This is a genomic window from Sphingomonas faeni (assembly GCF_040407565.1).
Classification (GTDB): domain Bacteria; phylum Pseudomonadota; class Alphaproteobacteria; order Sphingomonadales; family Sphingomonadaceae; genus Sphingomonas; species Sphingomonas faeni_F.
Genome location: NZ_JAPZPR010000002.1, coordinates 19618 through 35927 on the forward strand (window position 1 = coordinate 19618; position 16310 = coordinate 35927).

The following is a 16310-nucleotide window of genomic DNA, read 5'->3' on the forward strand; positions in this document are numbered from 1 at the left end:
TCGTCCATGACTGATATGATCGAGCGCAAATCCGATCCCTACAACGCCGAGCCGACGCCCGGCGCGCTGATCGAGCGGTTCCTGACGCCGCAGGCGCTGTTCTACGTGCGCAGCCATGGTGCAGTGCCCGATCTGCCTGCCGATCACCGGATCGAAGTGAGCGGGACGGGCATGGCGAGCCGCTCCTTCTCGGTGGAGGAACTGAAAAGCGCGTTGGCCACGCGGACGGTGACGGCAGTTCTCCAGTGCGCCGGCAACCGGCGCACGGATCTCCAGCAGGTCGCTAAAACGTCCGGCGACCCCTGGGACGTGGGCGCGATCGGCAATGCGGAATGGACCGGCGTACGACTGTCCGACGTACTGGATGCCGTCGGTGCGCCGAATGCGTCCGACCTGTTCGTGGCGTTCACCGGCGCGGACGAGGTGGACGTCGAAGGCGAGGAAGCATTGTTCGGGGTCTCGATCGCCATGGACAAGGCGCGGCAACCCGACGTCCTTATTGCCTGGGCGATGAACGGCGAGCCGCTGACGCCCGAACACGGCGCACCGCTCCGCATGGTGGTGCCGGGCTATGCCGGGGTGCGGAGCGCCAAATGGCTGACACGGATCGAGGTGCGCGAGACGCCATCCGACGCACCGATCCAGGCGCACGACTACAAGCTCTTTCCTGCCGATGTGACGAGCGACACCGTCGACTGGAGCCAGGGTCTGACCATCAATGCCATGCCGCTCAACGCCGCGATCTGCGTGCCCGGCTCTGGCGAAAGCCTGCCGGCCGGGGAGGTGCGGATCGAGGGCTATGCCATCGCCTATGATCGCCGCGTCTCTCGGGTCGAAGTGTCGGTAAACGGTGGTCGCGACTGGCAACAGGCGACGTTCACCGATGATCCGGAGGCGCACTGGGGTTGGCGGCGCTGGACCCTCGACGCCACGCTCGCCAAGGGGCGCCAGCACCTTGTCGTGCGCGCCTTCGACGAGACTGGACAGGGTCAGCCCGAGCGGCCGGATACGGTGTGGAACTTCGCCGGCTATCTGTGCACCGCCTGGCATCATGTGCACGTGCTGGTCGAATGATCGAAGCATCAGCGGCATCGGACCTCGGCTTCTGGATCGATGCGATCGGGCGGCTGGTGGTGGCGACCGCGGCTGGGATGGTGCTCGGCTGGGAACGCTCGCGCGAGAACCGGCAGATCATGGGATTGCGAACGCTGGGTCTGGTCGGTCTGGCGAGCTGCATCGCCGTGCAGGCGATCGTGCACAGTGGCTTGCCGAACGTAAACGCCGATGCCGCAGGACGGGCGATGCAGGGCATTCTGTCCGGCGTCGGCTTCATCGGTGCCGGCGCGGTGCTGCGGGTCGGCCAGGGTCAGGAAGTGCATGGATTGGCGACCGCCGCGTGCATCTGGGTCACGGCCACGATCGGCGCGGCAGCAGGGTTGGCGGTGTGGCCGCTCATCATCGGCGGGTTGAGCCTTGCGATGCTCGTACTGTTCGCGGGCGCTCCGCTCGAACGTCGCATTCGCGAGCGGGCCAGGCTGACTCCGGCAGAGGCCGACCGGAAGGATGCCGAGCGCAAGCCGTGATCCCGCTGGTCCGCCCAGTGCCTGTCGGCGCTAAGAAGCGGCCAGGCGCTATCAGGAGACAAGCCCCGCATCGGCCTGGCGCCGGACCTCATCGGCGATCGGATGCAGCTCGGCAGCGGGTCGCTCGCCCACTACACTATAGCCGATCCCGTCGACAGCCCATGTGACCCGGCCCATGGTCCCGCTGGACGTGCTGGTCATGCTTGCGCTCTTGTCGATTTGCATAGGCCTCGTCAGCACCGCGAGCTTTGACGCTTGCGGTCCATCGTAGAGGAGAAGAACCGCAGGGCCGTGGGGCGTCGCGACCAATCGCCCCCCGCCATAGCGGTAACCGGCTGTGCTGAGGTCCGGGATGGTCACGCGCTCACCCAATCGGGCGGAGGTCCACCGGATCAGCATGGCGCGCTGGTCGGGGCCGATTTCCGCCGGTCGTATCCGGTCGGCGGCATAGACACGGAAATTGTCACTCGCCTCGTTGGCCAGCGCCGCGATGCCCGCGCGGGGTTCGCCGCTCCAACGCGCACTCGACCAGCCCCCGCCAAACCCGACCGCCAGCAGAAGCGACGCGGCGATGGCGAGTTGCCAACGCGGTTGGCGTTGCCGTCCCCTGATGGCTGCGACGCGCATCGTCGCCGGGATAGGTTCATCCGCGATTGGAGCGAAAAGCGATGCAAGGGCTCGCGCCTGCTCCGCCTGCTCCCGCAAACGGGCATGCACGTCCGGCTGGCCTTCAAGGTAAGCGTCGACCAGACGCTGCCGCTCGGGCGACAGCCTGCCATCGATCCACGCGGCCAGATCGTCCTCTCCGATCGGGCTGGTCATCGAATACTCCTTAATCGTGGCCGTTCACCCTCCCGGAGGAGCGTCGCCAGACGGTCGCGCCCCCGCGATATGCGCGACATCACCGTTCCCAGCGGCACACCGACGACGGCAGCGACTTCCCCATATGACAGACCTTCGACGGAAATGAGGAGCAGCACCGTCCGCTGCTCCTCGGGCAACGCATCAAGTGCGCGCAACAGGTCTCGGTGGTGCAGGCCTGCGTCCTGATCGGCCGGGCGACCGAGCGCAACGTCGTCCACGAGGTGGAGCGGAACCGCCGTACCTCGCCGGACATGCTGCCGCTTATGATCGACCAACAGATTATGCAGGATTGCATAGACCCAGGGGCGAACCTCCGTCCCGCGTCGTTGCCGCCAGCGCCCGACCGCGCGCTCAAGGCAATCCTGCACCAGGTCATCCGCCATCGCCTGATCGCGCAACCACGACCGGGCATAACGGCGCAGACCGGGGACCAGGGGCTCGATCGCGGCGGCAAGCGGGTCCATCTCAGTCGCGCTGCACCTGCACGATGCGGCCCGGTGCGCCATTCACTACCTCGGCGACCGCCAGAAAGCGCCGGGGGGCCGCTGCACTGCCCTGAACGATCTGCCGGATCGGACCCGATGCGTTGACGATCGCCGCACCTGCCGGATTGCTCATGAAGTTCGCAAGCGGCTCTACCGCACCGCTGCCGTCCGCGTTGGCGGTGAGCACGAGCATGTAAGGCTTCTTGGGCTGCAAACCGGTAACGGCACTCTGCACGACCTGAATGATGCCCTGGTCGAAGAGGGTAATGCTGCTTGCCGCACCATTGCCGCCAACCGGCCCCATGTTCAGATGCACCGCCTTGCCTGCCGTACCGAGCGGTTGGAGATTGTCGGTGCCGGGGCCTGTCGGAACAGCGTTCGGCACATAGGCGATCGCCTGCGGTGCCTGTCCGACCGGCACGGTGGCAACGACCTTGTTGCCGGCGGTGTCGATCGCGGCAAGTTCATCGGCATTCTCCAGCCCGACATAGATGCGCCGGCCGTCGCCCGATGGCCAGACGCCGTGCGGCATCTTGCCGACCGGGATGGTGGCGACAAGCGCGAAGTCGGACGTGCGGAACACCTTCACCGCGTTTTCCCCGCCCACCGTGACATAGGCGAACTGTCCCTTGACCGTGCGGGCGAAGTTGACGTGATTGGTGATCGGTCCGGTATCCAGCACCTTGAGGATCGCGAAAGGCGGCTTGGCATCGAATGCGACCGTCTTGCCGATGTCCTTCAGCGTGAACCAAACCTGCTTGCCGTCCGGCGTCGCGGCGATGTTGGGACAGAACGGACTCGGCTGCGCCACCTGTCCGACCTGCGCGTGGGTCGAGACATCGAACACGGCCAGCACCGGATTGAATGAGGAACAGACATAGCCGTATCGGCCATCGGGAGAGAAGATCGTCATGCCCGGACCACCGGGCGTCTTGATGCGACCGGTCTCCTTGTACGTCGTGGGGTCGAGCACGGCGATGTAATCCTCGCCGCGTACCGTGACCCACACCTCCTTGCCGTCCGGCGTGAAGAACGCCTCATGCGGACTGCGCCCGACATAGGTCGTGTGCTTGACGGTGTTGGTGGCGGTGTCGATCCACGACACGGCGTTGGATCCGATCGACACGACCGCCAGTGTTTTCCCGTCCGGCGAGAAGCCGAGGCCGTGAACCAGCACCTGCCCCTTGTAGAGCGGGGAAAAATTCATCGGCTGCGGATCGCCGAGCTTGATGACGCCGAGCAACCTGTTGTCGGCCGGGTCCGTTACCGACACCGTGTTGGAGAATTGTTCGGATGCATAGACGCGGTCGCGGTGGCTGACAGGCACGTCCTTGGCGTTCCACGGCGCCTGCTGAGCCATGGCAATGCCCGGTGCGGCGCTCATCAGCAAGGCGGCCGAGAGCAGGAAGGTCCGGATCATGTCAGTGCTCCATATGGCTGTGGTGGTCGCCGCCCTGCGTCGGGGCTGGCGTCGAAGGGGGTAGCGGCTGACCGATCGCCAACTTCATGGCGGCGATCTCCTGCTGCTGATCGATGATGATCTCCTGCGCGATGCGCTTGAGCTGCTCGTTATGGCCGTAGCGCAGCTCTGCCACCGCCATATCAATGGCGCCCTGGTGATGCGGAAGCATCATCGCGACGAAATCGCGGTCGACGTCGCCGGACGGCTTGACCATCATGCCCGCCATCATCCGGTCCATCGCGGCAGATACCATGCTGGCGTAGCCATCGGCGGGGGCGGCCGCGACTGCGCCGGTGAGCATGGCCGAAGCAGTCAGACCCAGCATCCAATTTCGTCTACGCATAAGCCTCCTGCGGATCAGTCTCGAAAGGGTAGACGACGCCCGTCGGGGTTTATTCCATGGGTGAGCCAATTATTGATCCTCAGCAAAACAATCGTCTCATCGTGACCCTGCCGTTGGTTGACCAGGTCGCCGTCGGACAGCATATGCTCGGGCACGGCGATGGATTTCCGCCGGGCCATTCGGCCGAACCGCCCTCGCAAGGGCCGATGATTCCTACCAGGCGCCGTAAGGCAGCAAGGAGGAATCGTGCGCGCGACATTTCGCAATCTCTACGACCAGTTCAACATGGCAGCGTTCATTCGCGATCGCCGCACCCATGCCATGTCGGTGCTGCGGTGGGCTTTGATCCTGGTCCCGATGGCCGCAACGGTGGGAACGCTCTGCGCAGCCTTCCTGTGGAGCCTCGATGCCGTAACCCGGATTCGCTTCGCCTTTCCCTGGCTGCTCTACCTGCTGCCGATCGGCGGGTTCGTGGTCGGACTGCTCTACCATCTGACAGGGCGCTCGGTCGAAGGTGGCAACAATCTTATCGTCGAGCAGATCCACGAACCGGGGGGCGGCGTGCCGCTGCGCATGGCCCCGCTCATTTTCTTCGGCACGGTCGTGACACATCTGTTTGGTGGATCGGCGGGGCGCGAAGGCACCGCCGTGCAATTGGGCGGCAGTCTTTCCGGCGGGTTCGGGCGCGCCCTCAAGCTGGATACGCAAGCAACGCGCATCCTGCTGATGACCGGGATCGCGGCAGGGTTCGGCGCAGTGTTCGGGACGCCGATCGCGGGAGCGGTCTTCGCGCTGGAGGTGCTGGCGATTGGCCGGGTCGAGTATCGCGCGCTGGTGCCGTGCCTGGTCGCGGCACTGGTCGGCGACTGGACCTGTCTTGCCTGGGGCATTCACCACGGCATCTACCATGTCGATGCGACAGTGCCGGTCGACGCTCTAATCGTCATCAAGGTTGGCGTCGCGGGCGTCGTATTCGGGTTAGTCGGACTAGCTTTTGCAGAGGCCAATCATGCGCTGGGCGGATGGCTGAAGCGCATGGTGCCTTATGGCCCACTACGACCCGTCATCGGTGGCGTGGCCGTGATCGCACTGGTCTGGCTGTTCGGCACGCGGGACTATCTCGGTCTGGGCACGCTAGCGGCGACGCCGGATGGCCTGACCATCGCCAGCTTCTTCGGCTCCAATACGGACCCGTGGAGCTGGGCGCTGAAGCTGCTCTTCACCGTCGTCACCCTTAGTACCGGCTTCAAGGGCGGGGAGGTGACACCGCTGTTCTTCATCGGCGCGGCGCTCGGCAATGCACTCGCGCCTATGTTCGGGGTGTCGACAGGGTTATTCGCGGCGATCGGCTTCGTTGCGCTGTTCGCGGGTGCGGCCAACACGCCGCTTGCCTGCACGTTCATGGGGATCGAATTGTTCGGGGCGGCCTATGCTGTGCCGATCGCGGTCGCATGCTTCGTCGCCTACCTTTGCTCGGGTCATAACGGCATTTATCTGTCGCAGCGCGTCGCAGTCCCCAAGGTGCCTGCTGCGCGCCTCACACCCGATGCGACCCTGCGTGATGCCCGCACGCACCGTGCTTCCCGCCGTCGCTCGCGCGTCTGATCCTGCTTCCTATCGAAAGGCCCATTATGCCTGATCGTTTCACCGTCCAGCACCGCGAGGTTGGAATGCTGCGCATCTATTTGAAGCCGTCTGACAAGGTCGGCCCACGTCGCTTCTGGGGTGCGAAACCTTTTTATCGCGAGCTGATCCGCACCGCGAAGGCGGACGGCATCATCAACGCCGTCGCGCAGAACATGCATTACGGCTTCAGCAATCGCGGCCCAATCCGGGAAAATGAATCGGAGATTGCCGATCCGCATCTGACTATCTGCGTCGAGCTGGTCGGCGAACGTGACCAGCTCAACATTTTCTGTCGCCGGCATGGCGATCTGCTCGGCAACAAGGTGATAATTTACAAACAATTGGAGCATTGGACGATCACGCGCGAAACTGAGCGAACCAGAGCCTGATCGGCGTTCCCATAATGGAACTTCCAGAAGGACCGTCACGACAGGATTGGTCTGCCCGATGCGCGGGTCGATACGCTTTTCCCGAAACCTGTTCCCGATTGAGTTTTCCCGAAATGACCCGCTGTACATGGAGAAGCGGGACTGCTCCAGACGCTCAACGGTCGGTTCGCCATGCCGCGCTGCTGTGCCAGAAACGCTAACCGGGGCGCTGACAGGCGTCACAACCGACCGAGACTGTTGAAAAACTCGGCAAGCAGGCAGTGCGACGACCTCGCGCGTAATATGACTGCGTTGAGGTGACCAATTTTAACAAGAAGTTGCAAAGATAGGCATGATACGAGAAGAATATTGCCCTGACCGACGCCTCTTCCGAGCCGAAGCAACTTTTTCAACAGCCTAGAACGGTTATGACACCGCTCAAAGACAGCTTTCAACCATCCCGAAATCTGCCTGTCGCCTAACCACCGATCCGTGTCGTTCGCTGTTCGTTCGGGCCTGGCGTACGCAAAGCGCACTTTCGTGCAGTGACCCCTATTTTGCCGAGCTGAACCTTAGTCTGAACCCGGCTCGCCGCGCCGGTTCCAGGCAAACCCGATCGCTATAGCTACCGCCATCAGGAGCTGTGCCAGCACGGATTGCCATGTGGGGAACAGGCCTAGCATCGAAAGTCGCGGAACATCGCGAAGCGGCGCTATGTCGATGATGCCCGCCTCTTGGAGAGCGGACACCCCCTTGCCTGCGAGCACAACGGTTAGGATGGCCATGAGCCACGAGCTGTAGCGGAAGAACTGCGTGATTGGCAGGGTACGGCTGTAGCGTAGCATGGCCCAGGCGATCACCGTAAGCAGGAGAACAGCCGTTGTAGCGCCCGCTAGCAGCACGGGGCCATTTCCCTGCGACCAAAGGGCGGCATAGAACAGGATCGTCTCGAAGACCTCGCGATAGACCACGACAAACGCGAGCCCAAATAGGAACCAGCCCGACCTGCCTGTGAGCGCCCGCGACATCTTCTCCCGGATATAGCGTTGCCACTGATCGGCTTGTGCCTTGCCGTGCATCCAAACTCCTACCGAAAGCAGCACGATCGCCGCGAACAGCGACCCGAACCCTTCGGTCAGTTCACGGCTCGCGCCGCTGATTCCGATTGCATAGGTGGCGACAGCCCACGTGATCCCGCCCGCGACAAGCGCGCTGATCCAACCGCCATGAACATAGCGCAGCGCTTCCCCGCGCTCCGCCTTGCGAAGGAACGCGATCATGGCGACCACGATAAGCAGCGCTTCAAGGCCTTCACGCAGCAGGATCATGAATGCGCCCAGGAACGTGGACGCCTCCGTAGCGGCATCAGGCGCCAGCGCCGCTTCCGCATCATCAAAGAGTCCGTCGAGCACCGATACCTTTTCCGCGAGATCGTCAGGCGAGGCGCCGCGGTCGATCGCGGCTCGAAACTCGCCCATAGTGCCTTCGATCCGGCCCATCAGGGTAGCGTCGCGCGCCGTTAGTGTTGGTTCGATCGGCTCGAAACCGTCGAGATAAGCAGACAGGGCCAGCTCCCTCGCCCCGCGCGCGTCGCCGCGCCGCGCCGCAGCGACGCTTGCGGCGAGCTTGGAACGTGCGACCGCAAGCGAGCCCGGCGCTTGTCGCACTACCTGATCGGGATGACGGCGCAGATAGGCCATGACCGCATCAGCCTTGGCTTTTCCGATCGAAGAGGCGAGCGTTGCCGGGGTGAGCGCGACCAACGCTTTCAGGTCCGGTATACGCTGCCGCAGTGCCGTGTCGGACTTCCACAACCGCTCGCCTTCACGCGCCTGCTCGTCGGTGAAGGCGAAGCTTCCAGCGAGGAAGGCCGCAGCCCATCGTTGATCGTTCGGACGATCCGCGAAGCTCTGCATCGCGGTTCCGTCAATTCCTTGCGTCACTACCTGATAGAGGGCGAAAACGCTCCGCTGGCGCGCGCGCACGGCGTCGGTGAACGCGATCGGGGGCGTCGCGAGCTTGGCGGCATCGGGGCCATGCCCGTCGCCCGTCATGCCGTGGCAGGCTGCGCAGGTTTGCTGGAACAAGGCGTGCCCCGAAGCGAGGTCCGGGGCCTTGTCGGGCGCGAGCGGCACTGGATAAGCCTGCAGAAGATCGGCCGCGAGCCTGTGCGCCAGTATTGCCACCTGTTCGGCAGACCCCTTCCTGGCGATTACTGCTTGGAGGTTGGCGGAACCCTGGATGAGGGCCTGCCGTTCCGGCTTCGTCGGCAGGCTATGAAGCCGCGTAGAGACCGACGCGGCGAACTCGTTCATTTCGGCGTATTCCGACGCGCTCTTGATCCGGCCATCGGCAACGGCCCCTCCATAATCGACGGCCATATAGTCGAGTAGCCGCCATGCGGTTTGCACGTCGCCGGGTTCCGCCATTGCCGCGGGGGGGATCAGCAACGCAGCAAGCGTGGCGAGAAGGCGGAGCGAAAGGATCGTCCGTACCGTAGTGAGCAGGCGCATTATCGTTCTCTCAACTCGCGCCTTGCGCCAGTGATGATCTCATAAGCCGAGTGGAGGAACAGCAGAGCGATCACGCCAGCCACGGCGAGATCCGGCCAAGGACTCCCGGTCCATGCCACAAGCCCTGCCGCGATGATCACCGCCACGTTGGCGAGCGCGTCGTTGCGACTGAACAGCCAGATCGCGCGAACATTAGCGTCACCCTCGCGGAAGCGGGCGAGCACCAGTGCCGAAACGATGTTGATCGCGAGCGCGACAATGCCGATCGCCCCCATCAGTTCGGCGTCCGGTGCGGTCGCGTTGAGGGCACGCCAGATTGCGAAAGCAATCACCCCTACTCCCAGCGTACCTAGAAACAGTCCTTGTGACAGCGCAACACGCGCCCGCGCTCGCGTCGACCAGGCAAGTGCCAGTAGGCCGATGAAGCTGATTGAACCGTCGCCAAGAAAGTCGAGCGAGTCGGCTTTGAGCGCCTGGCTGTCGGCCATGAACCCGCCATACAGTTCGGCCATCCCGAAGCCTAGATTGAGCACTACGACGATCAGCAGCGCGTGACGATAGGCGGGATCGGTCTGGGCGCGGGCCGGTTCGCCTGCGCAGTCGCAGCCATGTTCGGAAGAGGTCATCCCCTTTTACTACATGCTACAGTAACTATAGGATCAAGCAGAATCTGCGATCTTGTCGCATTAGTTGAGTGAATTATGACGACCGCACCCTTGATGATCGGCAAACTCGCGCAACAAACCGGAACGAAGGTAACGACGATTCGGTTTTATGAGACGATCGGGCTTCTATCCGTCCCGCCGCGCACTGAATCCGGGCGTCGTACTTATGGAGTCGGTGACGTGCAGCGGCTCAGGTTCGTCCGCAACGGGCGACGGCTCGGCTTCTCGATAGAAGAGATACGATCGCTGATCGGCTTGACGGAGAACCCTTCCCACGATTGCAGCGCTGCCTCTGCTATTGCGAGCCGACACCTTGAGGACGTGGAAAATCGACTGGCACAGCTCGCTTTGTTGCGAGACGAGTTGGCGGTTCTCAGCCAGAGCTGCACCAACGATCAGATCGCGAATTGTCGAATCATTCAGGCCATTGCCGAGACGCACGCTCCAGGCGCTCAGTAGTAATCGGCGAGCCGCAGTGTGCGATGCTCTCCCACAGTCGTTTCGAGCGTGATGAGCGTGCCGGTCGGGCCGAAACGCCAGCGCCAGAGATCCCCGTGAGTATAGTCAGCATTGATCCCGTGGCCGTTGACCCTGACGATGCGCTCCCCAATCGCCCAGCCGCCCTTTTTCGCCGGGCTGTTCGCTGCCACATGAACTACTGTGAGTGCCGTTGCGGATGTAGCTAGCCCGAGCCCGCTCCGGTCCTTCAACATGGCAAGAGGACGCCGGGCGGCAGGCGGACGGAGCCAGACGAACCCGGCGGTCACATCAAATATTGCATCGAATTGGCCGATCAGTGGCAGTCCGATATTCCCTACTGTGCTGGTTGGAAGCCAGTTTCGGTTTCCCAAGGTGGGGATGTCCTGAGCCGAGAGCCCGCCGAGGCTCAGCGTCGGAGTCGTGAAAACATCGACGGTAGCAATGCCTTCCACCCCTCCCAGCGCGGCGGTTGACGTCGCTCGTTCTTTGGTCAAACCTAACGTATCGACATAGCTCGATGACAACATGAGCGCCGCTGAGCTGCCGAGATCAATCATGACCGGCACCGGCCTTGATCCCGCGATCGATGCAGAAACGTACAGCTCTTGTTTTGCGCCGCGGCCCAATGCGATGGCTGTCCACTCCCCGCCCCCGAGGAAACTGCCCGTAGGCGCAAACGCAAATTGCCGCCTGCCGAAGTCGAGAGCTATGCAGTTTTCGACGAACATGTCGGCACCGAGCAGCATATTTATCCGCCTTCCGAAGGCGGCAGACAACGTGCTCAGGTCGGCAACCACGGCAAACGGCAAACGGCGTGTCCGATCTCCTAGCTGCACATCGACATCATGGATCAGGCGAACAGGCGCTTTCCCACCCAAGCCGCTTATTGTGCGTCGTTCACCGTTCTCTATGCCAAGGGCTTGAGCTAGCGACAGATCAATGATGGATGCGCCGCTCCCACTATCCAGCACAGCTTTGACGGGCGAGCCTCCTACTTGGGCGTCCACCAGCAGCGTGTCGCCGGTTGCAACCTCCAAAGGTTTCCAATCGAGCACGAGCGGGCCAAAATCCCACTTCCCAACAGGCTTCGGAGTTACCGCTGCTAAGGCGCCTTTACTGACAGCCGCAGCCGCTCCGAATCCTACCAGGTGAGCCATCATCGAACGTCGAGACACGGGGGTGATTTGCAACGGGGGTCGCGGCACAAAGCTATCTCCGACCCTTCGCGATCGAAAGGCGCGAATATCGCATACAAGCTATAGCCACTGGAGGAGCAAGGCCTTCGGCATCTATCTTTAAAACGAACGGCTTTGCACACGATCCTAGAAGCGCTTCGAAAACCCGGCAGTTACAAATGGATGCGGTGGCGTGGAGCCAGCGATACCGGTGCCGACACTGACATCAAGCTGGATATCGTGCCCGATTATGTAAGCCATGCCCCCATCAACAATGACTGAGGCCTTTCCGCCTTTTTCTTCGGGCGCCTGGATGCCTGTATCTGCGAAGAAGTTAATCGTCTTGCTTGGGTTGAAGTTAAGCGTGGCAGCAAAGAGCCCCGCCGTATAAGTACGGTTCGTGTCGTCCTGAAACACGCCGATACCGATATTGGGGTTTAACGACCACTTGTCGGCAAACCCCCAGTCAGCGGCTAGCCTGAAATCGCCAGTTGTTCGAGTATTGCGGAACTCACCTGATCCGGACGGCGGAAAGACGCGTGCGATAGCGCCAATCGAAACCTGCTTCGATCCCTCAGGTGCCTCGGCAAAATTGTATTTGAGACCAATTGATGTCGGAGCGAAACCGTCGCTATGCGATGTGCTAGAAGGATCTTTCTGCCGCATCCAGGAATACGTGTTTCCCTCCACGCGGACCTCTACTTTGTCAGCGAAGCCGTACCGGAGCAACGTCGGGAAAAACATTGTGCGATCATGTTCCTCGCCATCATGGCGGAACTCGGTTTGGATAGCTGTCTCGATCTGGAAATGGCCAAGGCCCACGGTCGTGCTGCCGTCCGCAATTCCTGGTCGATCGGCGTTGATATAATCCTCGTCAGTCTGAGCACTCGCTGGCGCCGTAGACATGATGATGGCGATGCCGAAGGTCAGGGTTCCAACCAGAGATGGTAGCGACGAGCGTGGCATTAGCAGATTGGCTTTCGACGACAGGAGATCTGCTTGCTGTGACATGGCCAGCAAGGGGTCAAGATCGGCACCTTGGGTTTATGCGCGAGGCAGGGTTTGTCGGTGATAACGAACGCCTTGGGCCGATGATGACGACGCCGAGCTTTATCGGCGTATCAAGGCCAGGCAGGCTCTGGCGGTGATCGCACGCGAGATGGACGAACGATGGATGTAATCGGGGCGAACCTGAGCTTTGCGATAACTCTTCGCTCAACGCAGCGACCGTGGCGGGGACGGGGTGCCGCGGCGGATAACGTAGACTAAGAAATAGGGGCGGTTGCCCGCCCCTATCCAGCTTTTAGCCGTGCTTCATACCGCCGTTGGCATGATCGCAGCAGTCAGCAGCCTTGGCTTTTGCGCCATCCTTGCAGCAGTCCGCACCGTCCTTGCAGCACGCCATGTCGGCGCAGCAATTGGCGACAGCGGCGAATGCGCCAGTCGACAGGGTGAGGGCGAAGGCAGCGCTGATGAGCTTGAACTTGGTCATGATATTCTCCGAAATTTACGTGTGATGGTGTTCGACGTCACACGGTTTGCGGAGGGGGTGTTGCCGGAGCGTATGCCATGCCCAAAAGGCCGGTCTGTGGAGCCGGCCAAGGCGATAGACGGGAGGACGGAACCAGCTCGATATGCTCGACGGTTTCGCCGGCAACTGCAACGCACGGTATGGCGCAGGCCGACGCAGGCGCCTTTTTGATGGGAGCGCCTGCTGATTTGCTGGCGCAGTCCATCATCGCAGACGCAGCCGGAGGCGCGGCCATCGCCACCGTCTCGCAGAGCGGGCCAAGCCGGACCAGCAACATCACTGCCAGGACGAAAAACGCCATGGAATGCAATATCTTGGAGAATGGGCGAGCCCGGCGTTTCATTGGATGCATCTAGAAGCACACTCAGTGATGCACAATGTCGCAGGAGCGGTTCGCCACACTAAGAGGACTTTACTCGCCTTTCCGGTACGTTGGCGAGGTTGCGATGCTCGAAAGGTCCGTGGCGCTATCGATCGGCACGCCTGCCTCCTTCCGCTCGGAATAGCGATCGACGAGCTGCGTGGTGTGCGGGCGTAGCAGGACCGTGAAGCGCACCAATTCCTCCATTACATCCACGATCCGATCGTAATAGCTGGACGGCTTCATGCGGCCGGCGTCGTCAAACTCCGCAAACGCCTTTGCTACGCTGGATTGGTTGGGGATCGTCACCATTCGCATCCACCGGCCGAGGACGCGCAGGGTGTTCACGCTGTTGAACGACTGCGATCCGGCTGACACCTGCATGACGGCGAGCGTGCGGCCCTGCGTTGGGCGCATTCCGCCCATCGACAGCGGCAGGTGATCGACTTGCAGCTTCATTATGCCGGTAATCTGGCCGTGTCGTTCAGGGCTGCACCACACATGCCCTTCCGACCACATCGACAGTTCGCGCAACTCGTGGACAGCCGGGTGATCGTCCCCCGTCACCTGATCGGGTAGCGGCATGATGGAAGGATCGAAGATCCGCGTTTCGCAGCCGAAGAATTGCAGCAGGCGAGCAGCTTCTTCGACGCAAAGCCGCGAGAAGGACCGCTCCCGCAGGGAGCCATAGAGCAACAGAATGCGCGGAGGTGGATCACCAGCGCCAAGCCCAAGGGCAGGACGATCGAGCGCATAGCGCCGATCAAGGGCAGGTAGATGATCGGGGCCAGAGAGGGTGCGAAGCGGCATCAGGCGGTCCTTGGGCCAAGCAGAATAATACAGGTGCCGATCAGGCAGAGCGCCGCTCCACCAGCGTCCCAACGATCGGGCCTTACCCCTTCGACAGCCCACAGCCAGATCAGCGATGCGCAGATGTAGACGCCGCCATAGGCAGCATAGGCCCTCCCCGCTGCGTCGCTATCCACGCGTGTCAGTAGCCAGGCGAACAGCATAAGTGAGACCACGCCCGGAGCCAGCCACAGAGGCGATTTGTCCAGCCGCAACCATGCCCAAAAGGCAAAGCACCCTGCGATTTCCGCAAGCGACGCGGCAAGGTAGACGAGTGCCGTCATACCATACTGATCCTGATCGCGAGTGCCGCGAGCGTCACCAGCAGCACCGGGATCGTTAGCGTCACGCCAACCTTGAAGTAATAGCCCCAGCCGATCCGGATGCCCTTCTGCCCAAGGACGTGCAGCCAGAGCAGCGTCGCAAGCGAGCCAATCGGCGTGATCTTGGGGCCGAGGTCGCACCCGATCACATTGGCGTAGATCATCGCTTCCTTGATCGCGCCTGTGGCGTGCGTCGCGTCGATCGACAGCGCCCCCACAAGTACGGTCGGCATGTTGTTCATCACCGACGACAGCAGCGCGGCGATGATCCCGGTCCCGAACGCCGCGCCCCACACGCCGCCTTGCGCAGTGCGATCGAGCAGGCTGGCAAGGTGATCGGTCAGGCCAGCATTCCGCAGGCCGTAGACGACCAGGTACATGCCGAGCGAAAAGATCACGACCTGCCACGGGGCACCGGCCAGCACCTTGCGCGTCTGGATGACGTGGCCGCGCGAGGCGATGATAAGCAGGAGGACCGCGCCCACAGCGGCAACGGCGCTGACCGGTACGCCGATGGGTTCGAGCAGAAAGAAGCCGGCAAGCAGTAGAGCAAGAACGACCCAGCCCGCCTTGAACGTGGCACGGTCGCGGATCGCATCACCGGGCGTGCGGAGTTGCGCCACATCGTAATTCGCCGGTATGTCACGGCGGAAGAATAGCAGCAGCGCTATCAGCGTCGCGGCGATCGACGCCAGATCGACCGGCACCATCACCGAGGCATAATCGGCAAAGCCGATCCGGAAGAAGTCGGCCGACACAATGTTGACGAGGTTGGAGACGATCAGCGGCAGACTGGCGGTATCAGCGATGAACCCCGCTGCCATGACGAACGCCAGCGTCGCCTTGTCCTTGTATCCCAGGGCACGCAGCATCGCGATGACGATCGGCGTCAGGATCAGGGCCGCGCCATCATTGGCGAACAACGCCGATACCGCCGCGCCGAGCAGCACGATCAGCACGAACAGTCGGCGACCATGCCCCCCGCCCCAGCGCGCGACGTGGAGCGCCGCCCATTCGAAGAACCCGGCTTCATCGAGCAACAGGCTGACGATGATGATCGCGACGAACGTCGCGGTCGCGTTCCAGACGATGCCCCACACCACCGGCACGTCGGAGAGCGAGACGACCCCGACGAGCAGCGCGATCGCCGCGCCGCCCATCGCGCTCCACCCGATGCCAAGGCCCTTCGGTTGCCAGATGACGAGCGCGATCGTGGCGACGAAGATAGCGAGCGCGAGCAACATCAGGCGACGCGCTGGCCCGAGGCGTCCACGACCTGTTCGCCGTCCTCCTTGGCAAACGCACCCTGTTGCGACTCCGGCAGTAGATCGAGGACCGCTTCGGACGGACGACACAGTTTCACGCCAAGCGGCGAGACGACGAGCGGCCGGTTGATCAGGACCGGATGCGCCATCATCGCGTCCACCAGCGCTTCGTCGGACAGCGACGTGTCGCCCAGGCCCAACTCCGCATAAGGAGTCCCCTTCTCACGCAGCAGATCGCGGGGCGTGATCCCGGCGCGATCGATCAGCTCGACCAGCAGCGCGCGCGCAGGCGGTGTCTTCAGATATTCGACCACATGCGGCTCGATGCCGGCATTGCGGATCATCGCCAGCGTGTTGCGCGACGTGCCGCATTCGGGGTTGTGATAGATCACGATATCGACGGCCACGGGACGTCCT

At 62.5% G+C, this 16310-nt stretch carries 18 protein-coding genes and 1 riboswitch; of the genes, 5 read left to right on the top strand and 13 right to left on the bottom strand.

Annotated features, from left to right (window positions below; all coding sequences use genetic code 11):
- Nucleotides 1-6 precede the first annotated feature (6 nt).
- Entirely contained in the window at nt 7-1074 is a 1068-nt protein-coding gene (locus tag O6Y00_RS04505; RefSeq protein WP_037529332.1) for a sulfite oxidase, read from the top strand.
- Nucleotides 1071-1583 (top strand): MgtC/SapB family protein, encoded by a 513-nt coding sequence (locus O6Y00_RS04510; protein ID WP_052149081.1) that lies wholly within the window; start codon nt 1071-1073, stop codon nt 1581-1583. The genes O6Y00_RS04505 and O6Y00_RS04510 overlap by 4 nt, the downstream gene beginning before the upstream one ends.
- Before the next feature lie 51 nt (nt 1584-1634).
- On the opposite strand, the gene O6Y00_RS04515 is transcribed toward O6Y00_RS04510, so the two are convergent.
- From O6Y00_RS04515 to O6Y00_RS04530, 4 genes are read right to left on the bottom strand one after another with little or no spacing between them, the layout of a single operon-like run.
- On the bottom strand, nt 1635-2405 hold the full coding sequence (locus O6Y00_RS04515) for an anti-sigma factor family protein (protein WP_037529333.1): 771 nt from the start codon (nt 2403-2405) through the stop codon (nt 1635-1637).
- A complete protein-coding gene (locus O6Y00_RS04520; RefSeq protein WP_055982122.1) occupies nt 2402-2911 on the bottom strand; it encodes an RNA polymerase sigma factor in 510 nt (169 codons plus the stop codon). Before O6Y00_RS04520 ends, O6Y00_RS04515 begins: the two co-directional genes overlap by 4 nt.
- A gap of 1 nt (nt 2912) precedes the next feature.
- Nucleotides 2913-4352 (bottom strand): YncE family protein, encoded by a 1440-nt coding sequence (locus O6Y00_RS04525; RefSeq protein WP_055982125.1) that lies wholly within the window; start codon nt 4350-4352, stop codon nt 2913-2915.
- 1 nt (nt 4353) lies between these two features.
- On the bottom strand, nt 4354-4719 hold the full coding sequence (locus tag O6Y00_RS04530; RefSeq protein WP_229668351.1) for a DUF305 domain-containing protein: 366 nt from the start codon (nt 4717-4719) through the stop codon (nt 4354-4356).
- Between the two features lie 164 nt (nt 4720-4883).
- Nucleotides 4884-4960, top strand: a riboswitch (Fluoride riboswitch).
- 23 nt (nt 4961-4983) lie between these two features.
- Between O6Y00_RS04530 and O6Y00_RS04535 the strand changes: the two genes are divergently transcribed.
- On the top strand, nt 4984-6342 hold the full coding sequence (locus O6Y00_RS04535) for a voltage-gated chloride channel family protein (protein WP_055982128.1): 1359 nt from the start codon (nt 4984-4986) through the stop codon (nt 6340-6342).
- 26 nt (nt 6343-6368) lie between these two features.
- Complete coding sequence (locus O6Y00_RS04540) at nt 6369-6752, top strand: DUF190 domain-containing protein (RefSeq protein ID WP_353441417.1); 384 nt, start codon at nt 6369-6371, stop codon at nt 6750-6752.
- Between the two features lie 551 nt (nt 6753-7303).
- On the opposite strand, the gene O6Y00_RS04545 is transcribed toward O6Y00_RS04540, so the two are convergent.
- The gene (locus tag O6Y00_RS04545; protein ID WP_353441418.1) at nt 7304-9244 is read right to left on the bottom strand and encodes an FTR1 family protein; all 1941 of its coding nucleotides are present in this window, start codon (nt 9242-9244) and stop codon (nt 7304-7306) included.
- On the bottom strand, nt 9244-9870 hold the full coding sequence (locus O6Y00_RS04550; RefSeq protein ID WP_353441419.1) for a cation diffusion facilitator family transporter: 627 nt from the start codon (nt 9868-9870) through the stop codon (nt 9244-9246). The genes O6Y00_RS04545 and O6Y00_RS04550 overlap by 1 nt, the downstream gene beginning before the upstream one ends.
- A gap of 75 nt (nt 9871-9945) precedes the next feature.
- Between O6Y00_RS04550 and O6Y00_RS04555 the strand changes: the two genes are divergently transcribed.
- A complete protein-coding gene (locus O6Y00_RS04555) occupies nt 9946-10368 on the top strand; it encodes a MerR family transcriptional regulator (RefSeq protein WP_353441420.1) in 423 nt (140 codons plus the stop codon).
- On the opposite strand, the gene O6Y00_RS04560 is transcribed toward O6Y00_RS04555, so the two are convergent.
- From O6Y00_RS04560 to arsC, 7 genes are all read right to left on the bottom strand, one after another.
- A complete protein-coding gene (locus O6Y00_RS04560; protein ID WP_353441421.1) occupies nt 10362-11549 on the bottom strand; it encodes an aspartyl protease family protein in 1188 nt (395 codons plus the stop codon). The two genes, O6Y00_RS04555 and O6Y00_RS04560, sit on opposite strands and share 7 nt — an antisense overlap.
- A 162-nt stretch (nt 11550-11711) precedes the next feature.
- The gene (locus tag O6Y00_RS04565) at nt 11712-12575 is read right to left on the bottom strand and encodes a transporter (protein ID WP_353441422.1); all 864 of its coding nucleotides are present in this window, start codon (nt 12573-12575) and stop codon (nt 11712-11714) included.
- A gap of 292 nt (nt 12576-12867) precedes the next feature.
- Nucleotides 12868-13056: a hypothetical protein gene (locus tag O6Y00_RS04570; protein ID WP_353441423.1), complete on the bottom strand. Its 189-nt coding sequence runs from the start codon at nt 13054-13056 to the stop codon at nt 12868-12870.
- 451 nt (nt 13057-13507) lie between these two features.
- Nucleotides 13508-14266 (bottom strand): arsenical resistance protein ArsH, encoded by a 759-nt coding sequence (gene arsH / locus O6Y00_RS04575; RefSeq protein ID WP_353441837.1) that lies wholly within the window; start codon nt 14264-14266, stop codon nt 13508-13510.
- Nucleotides 14266-14589 (bottom strand): YnfA family protein, encoded by a 324-nt coding sequence (locus tag O6Y00_RS04580; RefSeq protein ID WP_031393241.1) that lies wholly within the window; start codon nt 14587-14589, stop codon nt 14266-14268. The genes arsH and O6Y00_RS04580 overlap by 1 nt, the downstream gene beginning before the upstream one ends.
- Nucleotides 14586-15872 (bottom strand): arsenic transporter, encoded by a 1287-nt coding sequence (locus tag O6Y00_RS04585; RefSeq protein WP_353441424.1) that lies wholly within the window; start codon nt 15870-15872, stop codon nt 14586-14588. Before O6Y00_RS04585 ends, O6Y00_RS04580 begins: the two co-directional genes overlap by 4 nt.
- Complete coding sequence (arsC, locus tag O6Y00_RS04590; protein ID WP_235529887.1) at nt 15872-16300, bottom strand: arsenate reductase (glutaredoxin); 429 nt, start codon at nt 16298-16300, stop codon at nt 15872-15874. The genes O6Y00_RS04585 and arsC overlap by 1 nt, the downstream gene beginning before the upstream one ends.
- Between the last annotated feature and the right edge of the window lie 10 nt (nt 16301-16310).